The 15,926-nt window shown below is 68.0% G+C and carries 17 protein-coding genes; 9 read left to right on the top strand and 8 right to left on the bottom strand.

Annotation, left to right across the window (positions count from 1 at the left end; all coding sequences use genetic code 11):
- Window positions 1-360: helix-turn-helix domain-containing protein (locus BR31_RS32195; protein ID WP_231496454.1), on the top strand; the 360-nt coding region annotated here is incomplete at its 5' end.
- A gap of 171 nt (window positions 361-531) precedes the next feature.
- On the opposite strand, the gene BR31_RS0111865 is transcribed toward BR31_RS32195, so the two are convergent.
- From BR31_RS0111865 to BR31_RS31500, 3 genes are all read right to left on the bottom strand, one after another.
- Window positions 532-801 carry a hypothetical protein gene (locus BR31_RS0111865; protein WP_027501154.1) on the bottom strand — a complete coding sequence of 90 codons (270 nt, stop codon included), beginning with the start codon at window positions 799-801 and terminating at the stop codon, window positions 532-534.
- 276 nt (window positions 802-1,077) lie between these two features.
- Window positions 1,078-1,263 (bottom strand): hypothetical protein, encoded by a 186-nt coding sequence (locus BR31_RS0111855; RefSeq protein WP_027501152.1) that lies wholly within the window; start codon window positions 1,261-1,263, stop codon window positions 1,078-1,080.
- A gap of 303 nt (window positions 1,264-1,566) precedes the next feature.
- Window positions 1,567-2,085, bottom strand: a complete 519-nt coding sequence (locus BR31_RS31500) for a hypothetical protein (RefSeq protein ID WP_156042449.1) — start codon at window positions 2,083-2,085, stop codon at window positions 1,567-1,569.
- 713 nt (window positions 2,086-2,798) lie between these two features.
- Between BR31_RS31500 and BR31_RS0111840 the strand changes: the two genes are divergently transcribed.
- Window positions 2,799-4,229 carry an Ig-like domain-containing protein gene (locus tag BR31_RS0111840; protein ID WP_027501151.1) on the top strand — a complete coding sequence of 477 codons (1,431 nt, stop codon included), beginning with the start codon at window positions 2,799-2,801 and terminating at the stop codon, window positions 4,227-4,229.
- 113 nt (window positions 4,230-4,342) lie between these two features.
- Here BR31_RS0111840 and BR31_RS0111835 read toward each other — a convergent pair whose 3' ends face one another.
- Complete coding sequence (locus BR31_RS0111835) at window positions 4,343-5,758, bottom strand: aldehyde dehydrogenase family protein (RefSeq protein WP_051637324.1); 1,416 nt, start codon at window positions 5,756-5,758, stop codon at window positions 4,343-4,345.
- A 344-nt stretch (window positions 5,759-6,102) separates the two neighbouring features.
- On the opposite strand from BR31_RS0111835, the gene BR31_RS31870 reads away from it, so the two are divergent.
- From BR31_RS31870 to BR31_RS0111820, 3 genes are all read left to right on the top strand, one after another.
- Complete coding sequence (locus tag BR31_RS31870; protein ID WP_169310522.1) at window positions 6,103-6,246, top strand: hypothetical protein; 144 nt, start codon at window positions 6,103-6,105, stop codon at window positions 6,244-6,246.
- 279 nt (window positions 6,247-6,525) lie between these two features.
- Window positions 6,526-7,926 (top strand): Ig-like domain-containing protein, encoded by a 1,401-nt coding sequence (locus BR31_RS0111825; protein ID WP_156042448.1) that lies wholly within the window; start codon window positions 6,526-6,528, stop codon window positions 7,924-7,926.
- A gap of 102 nt (window positions 7,927-8,028) precedes the next feature.
- Window positions 8,029-8,862 carry an SDR family oxidoreductase gene (locus BR31_RS0111820; RefSeq protein WP_027501148.1) on the top strand — a complete coding sequence of 278 codons (834 nt, stop codon included), beginning with the start codon at window positions 8,029-8,031 and terminating at the stop codon, window positions 8,860-8,862.
- 177 nt (window positions 8,863-9,039) lie between these two features.
- On the opposite strand, the gene BR31_RS31495 is transcribed toward BR31_RS0111820, so the two are convergent.
- From BR31_RS31495 to BR31_RS0111805, 3 genes are read right to left on the bottom strand one after another with little or no spacing between them, the layout of a single operon-like run.
- Window positions 9,040-9,633, bottom strand: coding sequence for a hypothetical protein (locus tag BR31_RS31495; RefSeq protein ID WP_027501147.1), 594 nt, complete (start codon window positions 9,631-9,633; stop codon window positions 9,040-9,042).
- A gap of 21 nt (window positions 9,634-9,654) precedes the next feature.
- The gene (locus tag BR31_RS0111810; RefSeq protein ID WP_027501146.1) at window positions 9,655-10,338 is read right to left on the bottom strand and encodes an ABC transporter ATP-binding protein; all 684 of its coding nucleotides are present in this window, start codon (window positions 10,336-10,338) and stop codon (window positions 9,655-9,657) included.
- 51 nt (window positions 10,339-10,389) lie between these two features.
- Window positions 10,390-11,457, bottom strand: coding sequence for an ABC transporter permease (locus BR31_RS0111805; RefSeq protein WP_027501145.1), 1,068 nt, complete (start codon window positions 11,455-11,457; stop codon window positions 10,390-10,392).
- A gap of 127 nt (window positions 11,458-11,584) precedes the next feature.
- On the opposite strand from BR31_RS0111805, the gene BR31_RS0111800 reads away from it, so the two are divergent.
- Window positions 11,585-12,799, top strand: coding sequence for a sensor histidine kinase (locus BR31_RS0111800; protein WP_051637323.1), 1,215 nt, complete (start codon window positions 11,585-11,587; stop codon window positions 12,797-12,799).
- The gene (locus BR31_RS0111795; RefSeq protein WP_027501143.1) at window positions 12,796-13,428 is read left to right on the top strand and encodes a response regulator; all 633 of its coding nucleotides are present in this window, start codon (window positions 12,796-12,798) and stop codon (window positions 13,426-13,428) included. The genes BR31_RS0111800 and BR31_RS0111795 overlap by 4 nt, the downstream gene beginning before the upstream one ends.
- A gap of 25 nt (window positions 13,429-13,453) precedes the next feature.
- Here BR31_RS0111795 and soxR read toward each other — a convergent pair whose 3' ends face one another.
- Complete coding sequence (soxR, locus tag BR31_RS0111790; RefSeq protein ID WP_027501142.1) at window positions 13,454-13,918, bottom strand: redox-sensitive transcriptional activator SoxR; 465 nt, start codon at window positions 13,916-13,918, stop codon at window positions 13,454-13,456.
- Between the two features lie 122 nt (window positions 13,919-14,040).
- On the opposite strand from soxR, the gene BR31_RS0111785 reads away from it, so the two are divergent.
- Window positions 14,041-15,273: an arginine deiminase gene (locus BR31_RS0111785; RefSeq protein WP_051637322.1), complete on the top strand. Its 1,233-nt coding sequence runs from the start codon at window positions 14,041-14,043 to the stop codon at window positions 15,271-15,273.
- 173 nt (window positions 15,274-15,446) lie between these two features.
- The gene (locus BR31_RS30590) at window positions 15,447-15,887 is read left to right on the top strand and encodes an Rv1352/Rv1906c domain-containing protein (RefSeq protein WP_156042447.1); all 441 of its coding nucleotides are present in this window, start codon (window positions 15,447-15,449) and stop codon (window positions 15,885-15,887) included.
- Window positions 15,888-15,926: the final 39 nt, after the last annotated feature.

The following is a 15,926-nucleotide window of genomic DNA, read 5'->3' as shown; positions in this document are numbered from 1 at the left end:
CGCGAAGTTCTTCTCGATCAGGCAGAGAGTTGCGTCAGCGTCAGTATCTGCCGTTCAGCCAAGTCCTGGAATCTGGCTAATGATTCGACGCAGAGCGGCGGGGCGGGCCTGCTGCCGATTCTGAGGAGTTCGTTCATGCCTTCACGGATCGTCCTTCGCCGCCAACAACTGACCAAGTACATGACCCTCGCCGGCATGACCCGACAGAAGGACCTTGCCGAGGCTGTCGGCATCAGCGAGGTGTCGATCTATCGCACCCTCGAGGGCCGCAACCCACCCGGCGGAAAGTTCATCGCCGGCCTCCTCGCAGCCTTCCCCGCACTCGACTTCAACGACCTCTTCGAGATCGTCACCCAGTAGCATGGACGACGAACGGGGTTCCCCCCTCTGCAAGCCGTTAAATGATCGGCCGTCAGAACGCGGAGGCAATGGGGCCCCGTTCGTTTGTTCTGGGAGGCTCGAGGCCGTCCGCGCTGCCGCGCGCCTGCGCCCCCACCGCGCGCCTGGGGCGGCCACTGAGCCTGAGCCTCCTCACGCACAAATGGGGATCTGCTCGAGGTAGAAGCGGATGTCATCCTCGAACCGGACATCCCACTCGTCGAGATACTCCACAACCATTGAACGAATGTCCGCCGGAAGGCACAGCCCCAACTTCGCCGTGTGACGGACCATGTAGTTGATCCCATCCTCAACCATGCCCATCCGCAGGTCTTCACCAGCGATCACAGAGACCATGCCAGGCAGGGAATCCTTAACCGCGGCATACAGCGCCTCCGCGCATTCCGTCACGAAGTCGGCCACCTCACACCTCCCAATCCAGCGCTGCGGACCGCCCTCTGTCTGGAGGGTATGAGTGCCCACGCTCCTCCGCAATCTCAACCTCGAGCTCCCAGGCCTCCTCAAAGATCCGCCCCAACCGCATCCGGACATAGGCCATGGTCTGACACTCGAGCAACCGCAGCTGGTCCGCTTCACGCAGCAACTCAGCGTTACGGTGCAACAGCGCGTTGTGCCGGACCGACAACGCCGGCAAGTCATCCCACTCAGGCAAAGCCTCACTCATCCTCGGGGTCCCCTTCAGTTGGCGGCAGTTCCGAACAGACCATGGACCAAACGGACGACAGAAATCACCCCGGAACCGCCGCCAACCCTGTGCACAAACCCGAAACCGGCCTGTTGATAGCGGCTCCCCGCCATGCCAGGCCTGCACCGCGACAGCGCGCTGACCTTGTAGATGCGCTCGATCAACGCCTTGTCGAACACGGCAGACCTTCTCCACTGCCATCGTTGTCGTCCTCGTCCGGGATGGTGTCGCCGAGCTTCGCGATGTCACCAACGACCCCGAACTTCGAGCGATCAAGACGATTCGAGACCATCGCCTTCATGACGGTGCTGACCACCGCCCGCCGAGCTGGCATGAAACCCGGCATGTTTTCAAAGGGGGACGGTGACCCAGCCCAAAACCCCTCAACCGTCCCCCTCCCTTATAGAGAGGGGGAGGGGGGGACGGTTGTTTGACCATGCCCCGGGCACGGTCGGGGGACGGTGGGGGACAGGGATGCGCTGTCAGACTGGCAGGGGAACGGCTTGGGGCTCGTCCGTGCCCCGCCACGTGACGTAGATCTGATTCGGGAGTGGGCTGCCCCACGTTGCGAGGAGCAGGAAGTCGACACCCTCGTTTGGGCGCACTACAGCGCCCTTTGGAAGCTGCCTGTGGATCGTCCCGATCGAGTCTTCGTCCACAGTTACATCATCAGCAACCGCGGTACCTACGTTCCTGAGAACGAAGCGATTCGCGGATGGATTCTCCACGCGCCACTCCACCTTCGACCCATTCAAGGCGCCTTCAGTGGCTGTCCGCGTACGCAATCCGTCGGACAATGCTCGCTCGGTGAGGCGGTTCGCTCGCTCTGCCGCCTCCGCCGACCGCACACCTGCCTCCGCTGACAAGCGCTCCCACCTGAGTGACTTCACCGAAAGCGTCGCAGAAACAAATGCCACCACCAGCGCCGTCACAGATGCCACCCATGTGGCGACATCTCCCCATTCCACGGAGCCCCACGCGATATCCCCGAGCCAGTCCATGGGAGGGGAATCTACAGCGCAACACACTGACCGAGCTGGGAGCCCATCCAGTGAGTGCGTCAGTGCGTTCTTCTATATACGCACTGACGCACTAACACACTGGAATGCGAGCGGGTTGACGCACTGCCAACGCACTGCAACGCGCTAACGCACTAGGGGATGACGAGGGAGAAGAGGAGGAGAAAAGGGATGCGACGTCGATCGGCCCCTGTTTGTATCGAGGTTTGTAGGAACGATGCGCACGCGTGAGCGATTCGGCACCTCGGGTCCGCAGTGGGTCCGCAGCACTGCCACTAACTGCCAACTCAGCTAGTTCTTGCCAACGCACAAAAGCCCAGCGTGATCGAGAGGCTCAGGCTTCTCGACTCGCTGGGCTGTGCTGGGACTTCATCCCGATTGTCGTTCGCATCGAAGAGGTCAGGGGTTCGATTCCCCTCAGCTCCACCAGTCGAAAGGCGCTTCTCCTTCGGGAGGAGCGCCTTTTGCGTTTCCACCTGTTCCGCCGAGGCGCGCCTCGGCGACAGGGTGTCGGACAGCTGTCCATGTCATTCATCAAAGAGACATTGCGCGCACATCGGATGTGATCTACTTCATGTCGCCTCAGCGGCCCGGGAGGTCATCGCCGTGCGACGGAGGGGCGCTGGTCACTACGAGAATCTGGACGACCTGGACGTCTTTCCGTGTCCGCGGTCTGCCGCAAAGAGGGGAAGTGTATGTCTGACAAGAGCATTCGTCGCGTGGTTGGTGGGGCGAGCGTTCTGGCCCTGTCGGCCGGGTTCGCCGCCACGGTTGGCGCGGGCGTCGCGGGGGCGGCCCCGGCGAGCGTGACGTGGGACGACGGTAGCGAGCGGATCACCCGCACGATCAGCGATGTGAACCCGGCCGAGGGGGACATCATCACCTCGACCACCCAGTTCGATCGGACCGGCGGCGTCGTCGAGTACATCTACGAGGTCAAGGACGTCCATCCGACCTGCCTGACGTACGTGGACGGCTCGGCCAAGGTGGACGGCTCGCCCCGCGGCCTGGACAGCCAGGGCGCTGACTTCGCGAAGGTCAAGGGCAGCAGCATCGAGTGGCCGCTCTACCCGCACATCAGCCCCAACCTGCGGACGTTCGAGTTCTCCTACAAGGTCGGCGCGAACTGCGACCGCAACGTCCCGCTGATGACGACGGTGCACTACGGCGGCTCCCTCGGTTCCGGCACCTACCAGAACAAGGGCCCCGCGGTTTCGGTCAAGATCAACACCTCCACCACCGCCCTGACCGCGCCGGCCGATGTACAGGTCGGGCAGTCGGTGCCGCTGAAGGCGACCGTGACCGGTGGCGCCGAGGGCAATCCCGTCGAGTTCTTCGACGGTGGGGCGAAGCTCGGCGAGGCCCCGCTGAACGGCGCGGGCGAGGCGACGTTCAACTGGACGCCGACCACCCGCGGCGCGCACGGACTGTCCGCGAAGTTCCTGGCGACCCCGCGGGCCGAGGGCTCGCAGTCGTCGGTGCAGACCGTGCAGGTCGCACAGGCCGATGCCGTGTCCTCCACCGTGCTCGCCCCGATCTCCGGCGCTGAGGTCGGTCGGTCCACCGTGCTGAGGGCGACCGTGTCGCCCGCGGGCGCAGGCGGCACCGTGGCATTCAAGGACGGCGCGGCGACCCTGGCCGACGTGCCGGTCGATGCCAACGGCGTGGCGATCTACACGTGGGTGCCGTCCACCGCGGGCAGCCACTCGATCGCCGCGACGTTCTCCGGGCGCTCCGGTGTCACGGGGTCGACGGCCAACGCGACTGTGACCGTGGCGGCGGCCCCGGCGGGCAACACCAACTCGACCACGGTGCTCACGCTCGGCGGCGCGCCCAAGGTCGGCGCGGCGCAGACGATCTCGGCGCAGGTCACTCCCGGTGACGCGGGTGGCACGGTGACGTTCAAGGACGGTGACATCGTCATCGGCACCGCGCAGGTGAACGCGGGCGGCCAGGCCAGCCTCTCGTGGACGCCCGCGAACGAGGGCCAGCGCGTCATCACAGCCGAGTACTCCGGTGCGGGCACCGTGAACGCCTCCGCCGATCAGGAGTCCGTGGTCGTCACGGGCACCGGCGGTGGCACCCCCGGTGGCGCGGGCAGCCTCGGATCGATCTTCGGATCCTGATCGAGTTCCGCCGGGGCGTACCCGGCTGAGCGACTGAACACCCGGATGTGGCCCCCGACGATTCGTCGTCGGGGGCCACATCCGGGTGTGGAGTGCCAGTCGTTTCGCCCTTCTCAGGCCCGGTACATCCTGCGGATCAGCTTGATCGACCGCGTGGTGTAGGGCGGGTAGGCGAACCGGAAATCGGGCCTGAACGGCTTGAGTAGCACGGCCTTTCGGTGGCTGAGCGCTTCGAATCCCCACCTGCCGTGGTACCGCCCCATGCCGCTGGCGCCGACGCCGCCGAACGGGAGATCGGGCGCGACGAGGTGGACCATGAGGTGATTTACCACAGCTCCTCCGGAGCTGATCTCGGACAGCGCACTTCGGCGAGTGTGCGCCGACCTCGTGAAGACATAGGCTGCCAGTGGCTTGGGTCGCGCGTTGACGAAGGCGATCGCCTCGTCCAGCGAGTCGACGGCGAGCACCGGGAGTATCGGTCCGAAGATCTCCTCCCGCATGATCGGGTCCTCGGGACTCGGGTCCACCAGCACGGTGGGCTCGACTGTCAGTGTGGCGCGATCGGAACCGCCGCCGAGCGCGACCGTGGCCTCGGTACTCGCGAGGTACCCGGCCAGCCTGTCGAACTGGCGCTCGTTGATGATGCGCATGCCCCGCGCAGATTCCGCCGACTGTAACTCGTTGAGGCTGTCGACAATTCGATCGACCAGTTCGTTCCGAACGGCTCGCTCGACGAGGACGTAGTCCGCCGCGATGCAGGACTGGCCGGAGTTGAGTACCTTCGTCCAGGCGATGCGGCGGGCGGTGACGGCGAGGTCCGCGTCCCGCATGACGATCGCCGGGCTCTTGCCGCCGAGTTCGAGGGTCACCGGGGTCAGGTGTGGCGCGGCCCCGGCGAGGATTTTCCTGCCGATCTCGGTGCCGCCTGTGAAGAACACGTGATCGAAGGCCTGTGCCAGCAGGGTCTGGGTGGTGTGGCTGTCACCTTCGACCACGGCGACGGCCTCGGAGTCGAGGTACTCGGGTAGCAGTCGGGCCAGCAGCCGAGACGTCGCCGGGGTCAGCTCCGAAGGCTTGACGACGGCGCAGTTCCCCGCCGACACGGCGGCGACCAGCGGTGCCAGGGTGACCGTCAGCGGAACGTTCCAGGCCCCGATGACGAGCACCACGCCGAGCGGCTCGTACTGCACCCAGCCAAGAGCCGGCATCAGGTGCAGCGGCAGCGGTCGCGGCCGGCTGCGCATCCACCGGCGGACCCGTTTGCGTGCGTGGGCAGCCTCGAGCTTGGCGTCGAGGATGTCCATCAACCAGGACTCGAAGGCGCCGCGCCCGAGATCCTCGGCGAGGGCGCGGGCGATCTCGCCCTCACGCTCGTCCAGCAGCCGCTCGATGCCGCGGAGTTGCTCGATGCGCCACGTCGCGGGCCTGGTGCGGCCGGTGGCGTACGTCTTGCGTAGCGCGGCGACCACCTCGGGAATGGCGACGGGCGATGTGGTGGTCGTGGGTACCGCGTTCAGGTCGGTCTTCATGGCTGCCTCTCGTCATGCGAAGAAGGCCGAACTCGCCACGTCGGTCGATCTGGAGGGCGGGCGGGTCGGGGAAGCCGCGGACGAGGCCAGTGCGGACTGCGCGGGAGCCGGTGGTCTCCACGCTGGTCATTGAGGTGCCCGCACGAGCCGTTGCGCGGTTCGTGTGTGTGCGACTTCGCGAATGTCCTCGCGACCGATCCACCGGGGCGCGAGGCCCCCGAATACATGTGATCAACATTCGTCGCGCTCGGCGTGGGCGTCAAGGCTCGGGCACGGCCATGTGCCGGATTCGGCACTGGCCTCGAGTCGCCGAGCCGGGCACACTTGGTGATATGGATCACAGGATGACCGACAACGAATTGCGTAAGGCGATCAGGACGTTGCGGGATCGCGCGGACGAGGCTCGCCGCCATGGGGATCCGGAGGATGCCGACAGCATCGAGAAGACGATCCGGGACTACCAGGACGAGATGTCCACCAGGCTGTGACGCCTGTGACGGGCGGGACGCGCGTGCCGTAGCTGCGCAGATGCGTTCCGTTGGAGCGCCCGCTCGCGGCGGCTCCGCACCGTGCGCGACCGGGTCGCGATGACTTACACAACCGTCCATTTTCTTATGCCAAAACGACGTCGGGCGCGGGACCGGCGTGGTCTACTTCTGCTCGATTCTGTGCACGCCGACGGCTCCGCTGCGGGTGAGTCGGATTCCGTGACGACACAACAGGGCAACCCAACACGTGTGGGCGCCCTCGTCTTTGGGAGGAAATGCATGTCGGGGAGGTCTGTGCGCCGCACCATCGCGATGGCTGGCGCGTTCGCGGTCACCGCGGGGTTCGCGGTGACGCTGGGGGCGGGAGGCGCGAGCGCCGCGCCCGCGACGATCACATGGGCGGACGGGGGTAAGAACTTCACCCGCACGATCAGCAACGTCGCACCGGCCGAGGGCGAGGTGGTCACGGTGTCCACCACGATCGCCGGAACCGACACGATCAACTTTTTCGAGGATCACCGCAACGCCTGCCTGACCTACAAGAAGGACTCGGCGAAGGTTGCCGGTCTCCCGGTGCCGCTGGCGAGCAACGGCGCGGGTCTGCTTCGGGTTGCGGGCAGCTGGGACGCCTCCACCTCGCCGACCTTCGAGTTCCAGTACGTGATCGGGGCCAACTGCGCCAGGGAGGTGGCGCTGAACACCGGTCTCAAGTACGGCGCCGTCGCGTCCTCGGGGGAGAACCTCACCCTCGGTCCGGCGTACGTGGTGACCAAGAACGTCAGCACCACCGTGCTCGAGCCGGTCGGCCCGCTCAAGGCGGGGGTCGAGTCGACGCTGAAGTCCAAGGTGCTCGGCGGCCGCGCTGGTGACCTCGTGAAGATCTTCTCCGGCACGAACGAAATCGGCTCGGCGGCGCTTGACGCGACCGGTGCGGCCTCTTTCAAGTGGAAGCCTGCCGCCAACCAGGCCGGCCCGCACGACCTGACCGCGAAGTTCCTCGCCACGCCGTTCGCGGCCGAGTCGGTCTCCGCCGTGCAGTCGGTCACCGTCGACCCGGGCGATCAGACCACTCAGACGACCCTCGTCATGCCGAGCTCGTCCCCCATCAACGTCGACGTGATCATCGAGGCCCAGGTCTCTCCGTTCCCCGGCGCGGGCACGATCACGTTCAAGAACGGCATCACCGTGCTGGGGACCGCCCCGGTCGGCGCCGACGGCAAGGCAAGCGTGACCCAGAACTTCACGGTGCCCGGCAACAAGACGATCACCGCGGTGTTCTCCGGTGCCCCCGGCTTCACCGGCTCCACCTCAACGGCCCAGACCCTGAACATCACGGATCCGGGTGCGGCCGACGTCGCGACCACGACCACTCTGAATGTCCCGGCGATCGCGCAGAAGGGTGTCTACGTGTTCCTGCGGGCCAACGTCGCACCGCGGGCGAACGGCGGAACCGTCCAGTTCTTCAGCGGCGCAGAGCCGCTCGGCAACCCCGCGACGGTCAAGGACGGGCAGGCCAGCGTGAGCTACCTGTTCACCGTCAGCGGCGTGCGTGACGTGCGCGCGGTGTACTCCGGTGCGCCGGGCTACCTCGGCTCGGAGGCGTCCACGACGGTCACCGTCCAGGACGAGCCGGTTCCCGGTGGCGGGGGCGGCAGCTCCCTGCCGGCCTTCGGTTCCTGATCGCTGACAGCTGATGGCGCCCCGCCCCGGATCTCCCTGGGCGGGGCGCCGTTGTCGTTAGACTCCGCCTGAGCGACCGGACGACGTTTAGGGAAGGGCATCGTGAAGGACCTGCGGGGGAAGAAGTGCCTGATCACCGGGGCCGGTAGCGGGATCGGCCGGGCGACGGCCCTGGCGTCGGCGGCGGAGGGCGCCGAGCTGTTCCTCACCGACATCAACGAGGTCGGCCTGGCCGAGACGGTGGCCATGGCCGGGAGCGCCGTGACCGCCTCGAAGGCGCTGGACGTGTCCGATTACGACGCCGTCACCGCGTGGGCGACGGAGATCGACGGTGCGCACGGCGCCATGGACGTGGTGATGAACGTGGCGGGCATCTCCGCCTGGGGCACCGTGGAGAACCTCGAGCACCGGCACTGGAAGTCGATGGTCGACGTCAACCTGATGGGGCCCATCCACATCATCGAGAACTTCGTGCCGCCGATGGTGCGGGCGGGACGAGGAGGCCACCTGGTCAACGTCTCCTCTGCTGCGGGCCTGCTCGCGTTGCCGTGGCACGCGGCATACAGTGCCAGCAAGTTCGGCCTCCGCGGCGTCTCCGAGGTACTTCGCTTCGACCTCAAGCGGCACGGCATCGGCGTCAGCCTCGTGGTGCCGGGGGGAGTGAAGACCCCGCTGGTCGGAACCGTGCAGATCGCCGGGGTGGACCGCGACGATCCGCGGATCCGAAAGCTGGTGCACCGCTTCGAGAAGCGTGCGGTCTCACCGGAGAAGGTCGCGGAGTGCATCGTCCGCGGCATCAAGAAGAACCGCTATCTGGTCTACACCTCGAACGACATCCGGTTCGGCTACTGGTGGGCCCGCAAGTTCGCGCCGCCGTACGAGTTCGTGATGCAGAAGGCCAACGACCAGTTCAGCAAGCTCCTGCCGCGGGCCTGATCCGACGGTCCTCGAGGGTGGGTCGCGGTGACCCTTGGGTGCCTATCAGGGGTGCGGGTGGTGCCGGAGGCTGGGTGTAGCAGCCCAGCAGCTCACCGAAACCCCTGGAGGCACCCCATCATCCGCAACATCACTCCCCGCAACACGCTCGCGGCACTCGCCGTGGCCGGATTCTCGCTAGCCGGAATCGCCACCCTGTCGGCGTGTGGCGAGAGCACCGTCGGCACGCCCGTGCCAGGCCATGGCCAGAGCGCGCCGCCGCAGGTGGAGAGGGAAGATGTGGTGAATCACGACGGTGGGCAGGCCGGCCCGGTCGACCCCGGTCCCCAGGATGGTGGCGCAGGGAACCCGGGTTCCTACAGCGCTGATCCGGGCCCCGTCATTGCTCCGCAGGCCGCGCCGCCGGCCCCGCATCCCGTGCAGCAGCCGGTCGTCGAGCAGCCGGTGGTCGTGCCGCCGGTGGTCGAACCGCCCGTCGTCGAACCGCCGCACGGTCCCAAGGGCCCGTTCGAGGGTCCGGGCAAGGTCGGCGATTCGGATGTTCTCGATCCCGGACAGGCTGAGCCCCCTGCCGGCCCGAAGGGCCCCTTCGAGGGCCCCGGTCATGTCGATTCCGGTGTTCTCGATCCGGGCCAGGCCGCGCCCCCGGTCGGTCCGAAGCAACCGCTCCCCGGTGGTCCCGGCGGACCGGTCATCGGCCCCTGAGATCCGAGGGGTCAGGTCAACGTGCTTGCGCAGTAGATGAGCCCCGCCGACGCGGGGCTCATTCACGTGCAGGCGCTCCGAGCGCGGCTACGCGGGCACGGTCGCCTTCGACAGGGCCCCGCTGTGCATCTCGTAGACACCGTCGACCAGATCGAGCTGGCTGAGGTCGTGGGTGACCATCACGATCGCCACGTCGCGCTCGTGGCTGAGCGTGGCCAGCAGTTCGACGATCTCGCGGCTGCGGTCCTCGTCCAGCGCCGAGGTCGGCTCGTCGACGAGTAGCACCGACGGGTCGTTCATCAGGCTGCGCGCGATCGCGACCCGCTGCCGTTGTCCGCCGGAGAGCTGGTGCGGTCGCCGGTCCAGCTGCTTCTCGAGCCCCAGAGTGGACAGCAGGTCCCTTGCCCTTGCGCGCTGGCCGCGAACGCTGCCGCCGCCCAGATGGGTGATCATCAACAGCTGCTCCGTTGCGGTCAGCGAGGCCATCAGGTTCGCCTGCTGGAAGACGAATCCGAGCTGCTGGCGGCGCACGGTGGTGCGGGCCGTCCTGTCCAGGCCGGTGACGTCGGTGCCGTCGATGGTGACCGTGCCCGAGTCGGGGGTGATCAGCAGGCCTGCGACGGCGAGCAGGCTGGATTTTCCCGAGCCGGACGGTCCGGTGATCGCGGCGAGTTCGCCGCGCTCGACCGTGAGGGACACGTCGTCGAGGGCGCGGAGCCGGGTGTCGCCGTCGGGATAGGTGAGGACCGTGTTCTGCAGGGTGATGCTCATGGATACTCCTGGAGGCGTGGGGTTTACGTGTGGCGGCGGTGCCGTCGGCGGTTACCTGGCTGCGCCGAGCGCGGTCAGCGGGTCGACCTTCACGATGCGGGTCAGCGCCGCCGCGGCGCCGAGCATGCCCAGCGCGATCAGCGCGAAGAACGGGACGAGGGTGCCGGTCACCGTGAGGGTGAACGGGACCGCCGACGCGGCCACCGAGCCGAGCCCGATCGCGGCGAGGGTGCCGAGTCCCGCGCCGAGGGTGAGCACGATCAGCCCCTGGCCGAGTGCGTCGACGAGCAGGTACCGGGTGGAGGCGCCGATGGCCTTGAGAACCGCCAGATCCTGACCGCGCTGGATGGTCCAGATGGTGAAGAAGGCGCCGACGACCAACGCGCTGATCGCCAGCAGCATGCCCTGCATCAGCAGCAGTGAGCCGCGCTCGGAGGAGTAGGCGCCGATCGCGTTGAGTGCGCCCTTCTCGTCGGTGATGGCGGTACCGGTTGCGGATTCGGCGGCCGCCGAGTCGAAGCCGGCGGAGGTGCGCAGCGCGATCGTCGTGCCCTCGCTGTCGCCTGCGGTCGGCAGCTGGCGCCAGTCCGACAGGTCGAGCCACACCACCGACTGGTGGCTGTAGTACGAGTCGTCGACGAGCGTGCCGATAGTGAGCGGGTGCCCGGCGATGTCGACGGTAGTGCCGACGGCCCAGCCGTTGTCGTCCGCGAGTTCGCGGTCGACGGCGATCTCGCCTGCGTGCAGCGGGACGGGCGCGGCGAAGGAGTCGCCCGCGACGCCGAAGCCGCTGGCGCTGACATCTCGACCGTCGGCGGTGATCCGGATGGGCGCGATGCCGAGGATCGAGGCCTCGTCCACACCGGGGGTCGAGGCGAGCTGTGCCCGCTGGGCCTCGGTGACCTGGGAGTCGGTGAACGCGACTTTCTGCCCCTCGGCGGGCGCGCCGAACGCGAACCGGTCCGCGCCCACGTTCTGGATCGCCGCGATCGACTGATTCCCGAGTCCAGCCGTGAGGCCGGAGAGCATCACGACCATCAGCGAGATGAGGAACAGGACCGCGCTCATGAGAGCGAAGCGGCCCTTGGCGAATCTGAGGTCACGGATACTGAGGAACATGGCTTCCAGCCTCGCGAATGTGGTCCGGTCCGGCATCGCGCAACGGATGGGTGCCCGGGTCAATCGAAAGTTGGACATCGCCGATCGCGGCCGGTCGGAGCCCCTTGGTGGTGTTAGCGTGGATGAAATGCTGTTGCCCGAGTACCGCCACGCCCGTGGCACGACGCCGGTGCTGCGCATCATGCAGTTCGGCGCGCACGGGCTCTTCCTCGTCCTCCTCGCCGTCGGGACCGCACGGGCGGCCGTCGATGAGCCGAATCCGCTGCCCGCATTCGTGCTCGCCGCGGCGGTGCTGGTCTGGTATCTGCTCGGGGTGTGGTTCGCCCGTCGCGCCGCAGAGGCAACGGGCCGCGACTGGTACGGCCCGCTGTGGCTGGGAGTCCTGGTGCTCGGCTGGCTCGGCCTGTCCCTGCTCGCCGCCGGCTTTGTCTGGGTGGCGTTCCCGCTCTTCTTCCTGTGCTTCCATCTGCTCTCGACCAGGGTGGCGCTGGCGGCGACGGTGGCCATCACCGCTGTCGTCATCGCCGCCACGCTCTGGCATGGCAGCAGCAACACCGTCGCGTCCTTCCTCGGTCCGATCTTCGGTGCGACCGCCGCCGCGGGGATGGCGCTGATCTACCAGCAGTTGCTGCGCGACACCCAGCAACGCCAGCGCCTGTTGGACGAGCTGACCCGATCCCATGACGAATTGCTCAGCGCGCAAGACGAACTGGCGGCGCTGCAGCGCGAGGCAGGAGCCGTGGCCGAGCGGGCGCGGCTGGCAAGGGACATCCATGACACCCTTGCACAGGGCTTCTCGTCCATCGTGCTGTTGGCGCGCGCGGGTCAGCGCGGCGATGACCCCAAGGCGGTTCTCGCGCAGATCGCGGAGACTGCCCAGGACAATCTCGGCGAGGCCAGGCGGGTGGTCGGGGCACTGACGCCGTCGGCGCTCGAGGACGCCTCGCTGGAGTCCGCGCTCGGCCGCCAGTTGGCGCAGCTGGGCACACACACCGGGATCGCAGGCCTGCTGCATGTCGAGGGGGATCCGCTGCCCCTGCCGATGGACTTCGACGTGGCGCTGTTGCGGGTCGCGCAGAGCGCGCTGGCCAACGTCCGGCTGCATTCGCAGGCCGAGAACGTCCGGGTGACGCTGAGCTACGACCAGGACGAGGTGCGCCTCGATGTGGTGGACGACGGGGTGGGGTTCGATCCCGCCTCCGTGGTCGACCCGGCCTCGTTCGGACTGCGCGCGATGCGTGACCGGCTCGAGACGCTGGGTGGCTCGCTGGTCGTCGAATCGGCGCCGGGCGACGGAACTGCCTTGGCGGCAACGCTTCCCGTATCGGGAGCGCAGTCGTGACCGGCCAGCGGCTGCGGCTGCTGCTGGTCGACGATCATCCGGTGGTCAGGGCGGGGTTGCGCGCCCTGCTGTCCTCGCACGAGGGCCTTGACGTGGTGGCGGAGGCGGCCTCGGGCGAGCAGGCGCTCGAGTTGGTCGAGACCACCCGACCGGACGTGGTGCTGATGGACCTGCGACTCGGTGCGGGCATGGACGGCGCGCAGTCGACCGAGGCGATCATGGCCCGACCCGATCCGCCCCGGGTGGTGGTGCTCACCACCTATGACACTGATGCCGACATCCTGCGCGCGGTCGAGGCCGGCGCGGCAGGCTACCTGCTCAAGGACAGCGATCCGCAGGTGCTGCTGGACGCGGTGTGGGCCGCGTCCAGGGGCGAGACGGTACTCAATCCGGATGTGGCGCAACGGCTGTACCGCCGGATCCGCGAGCCCCGGGTCGACCTGAGCGCTCGCGAGACGGAGATCGTCCGGCTGGTGGCGGACGGGTTGTCCAACCGGGCCATCGCCAAGCAGCTGTTCGTCACCGAGGCGACCGTGAAGTCGCATCTGGTGCATGTGTTCTCGAAGCTCGGCGTGGACAGCAGGACGGCAGCGGTGGCCGCGGCGCGCGAGCGCGGCCTGCTGCGCTGAGGCCGGGTGTGCCGAGCTCGGGCGATCAGCGGCGGAGTCGAACGTCCAGCACCCGGGCGCCGGGGCCCGCGGTGGCGAGCCTGTCGTGTGGGTTGGCCAGCGCGCAGCTGTTCATGGACAGGCACCCGCAGCCGATGCAGCCGGTGAGGTTGTCCCGGAGCCGGGTGAGTTGCTCGATGCGCCGGTCCAGGTCGGCGTGCCAGCTCGTCGAGAGCCGCTCCCAGTCGGCCCGGGTCGGGGTCCGTCCCTCGGGCAGGGTGTCGAGCGCCTCCCTGATCTCCGCGAGCGGGATGCCGACCTGCTGGGAGATCCGGATGAAGGCCACCCGGCGCAAGGTGTCGCGCGCATACCGGCGCTGGTTCCCGCTGGTCCGTCGGCTCTCGATGAGCCCCTCGCGCTCGTAGAAGTGCAACGCGGACACCGCCACCCCGCTGCGCTCGGACAGCTGTCCCGGGGTGAGTTCCTTGGCCTTCCAGTCCGGCATCTCCACCGGCGCCTCCCGTCGTAGACCTCGACCATAGTTGAGGGAATCCGCTCGGCGACCGAACCCCTGGCGGTGGTTCGGCAGACGAAGCCCTCGCGGCGCGGCCGGTCGCGAACTACCGTCTAGCCATGGAGCGCAGCGTCGTGGGCAACGAGGGGCCGTCCGTGCTGGGGGCCAACTCCGAGGTGGGCACCCTGCGTACCGTGCTGCTGCACCGCCCCGGCGACGAGCTCAAGCGGCTGACCCCACGCAACAACGACCAACTGCTCTTCGACGGGCTGCCGTGGGTGGACCGGGCACAGGAGGAGCACGATGCGTTCGCCGCGCTGCTGCGCTCGCGCGGGGTCGAGGTGTTGCTGCTGTCCGAGGTGCTCACCGAAACCCTGACGGTGAGTGGGGCAGCCCGCATGCAGGGCATCTCGGCGGCCGTCGATCCCCGCCGGCTCGGGCACCCGCTCGCCCAGGAACTCGCCGCGCACCTGCGGACCGTCGAGCCAGCGGCCCTGGCCACCATCCTGACCGCGGGCATGACCTTCGACGAGCTCCCGCTCGGGCCGGGCGGCGCATCGCTGGTGCGACGGATGCACCATGGCGGTGACTTCGTGATCGAGCCGCTACCGAACCTGCTGTTCACCAGGGACTCCTCGTTCTGGATCGGGGACCGGGTCGCGATCACCGCGCTGGCCCTGCCCGCCCGGGTGCGCGAGGCCTCGCTGACCGACCTGATCTATGCGCACCACCCGCGCTTCCTCGGGGTGCGGCGGGCCTATGAGTCGCACACCGCGCCGGTCGAGGGTGGCGACGTGTTGCTGCTCGCGCCGGGCGTGGTGGCCGTCGGAGTGGGGGAGCGGACCACCCCGGCCGGGGCGGAGGCGTTGGCGCGCAGTGTTTTCGAGGACGGCCTCGCGCACTCGGTGTTGGTGGTCCCGATCGCCCAGGCGCGAGCGTCGATGCATCTGGACACGGTGTGCACGATGGTCGACGTCGACGCGGTGGTGATGTACCCCGCCATTCAGGACAGTCTGTCCGCGTTCACCATTCACCGTGAGGACGTCGGGGTGAGCATTCGCGGTGCCCAGCCGTTCCTGAAGGCAGCGGCCGAGGCGATGGGCATCGGCAAGCTCAGGGTGATCGACACCGGACTCGACAACGTCACGGCCGAGCGCGAGCAATGGGACGACGGTAACAACACCCTCGCCCTCGAGCCGGGGGTGGTCGTCGCCTACGAGCGGAACGTCGTGACCAACTCGCGGCTCGAGGCATCGGGCATCGAGGTGCTGCGCATCTCCGGGTCCGAGCTCGGCTCCGGCCGGGGCGGCCCGCGGTGCATGTCCTGCCCGGTGTCGCGCGATCTGCTCTGACCGCCAAAGGTTTGGTGCGGCAGGCGAAACCGTTGCCGTCGACCCGGTGATGTGACTCGCGTCACCTATGTGTGATTCGGCATGTGATCGCTCCGATGGTGGCTACCTTCCCAGTTGGACAATTGTCCAACTGACTTAGTGAGCGGAAGGAAGTTATGCGCAAGCTGGTTTCGATGTCCATCGCATCCGTTGCGGTCGCCGGAGGCGTTCTCGCGGGCGCGGGCGTCGCCTTTGCGGGCACCCCGGTGATCACCCATGACGGCGGGTTCCAGGTGGGTACCGCTGGGCTCGCGCCTGGCACCTACGAGTCGACGGGCCCGACCACCCTCGGTGCGCCCTGCACGTGGACGCGGCTCGCGCTCACGAACGGGCAGCCGACGGTCGTCGAGTACATGCAGACCAACAGCCCGTCGACCGTCACGCTGCAGGCCACCGACAGCACCTTCATCACCTACAACTGTGGCGTCTGGACGCCGGAGGCGGCCGCGGTGCCGGAGACCCCGGTCGTGACGGAGCCGGAGCCGGTTGACACCGAGGAAGAGGAGGCGTCGGGCTCGCTCGATCTCGGATCGGTCGACTTCGGCTCGGTCGATTTCGGGTCGCTGGGATCGTAGGGATCCCGACTGTGAACGCAGCACGGCCCCGTCGGCGCG

It is taken from the genome of Rhodococcus sp. UNC363MFTsu5.1 (assembly GCF_000686785.1).
Classification (GTDB): domain Bacteria; phylum Actinomycetota; class Actinomycetes; order Mycobacteriales; family Mycobacteriaceae; genus Rhodococcus_G; species Rhodococcus_G maanshanensis.
This window is presented reverse-complemented; position numbering and strand designations above follow the sequence as displayed.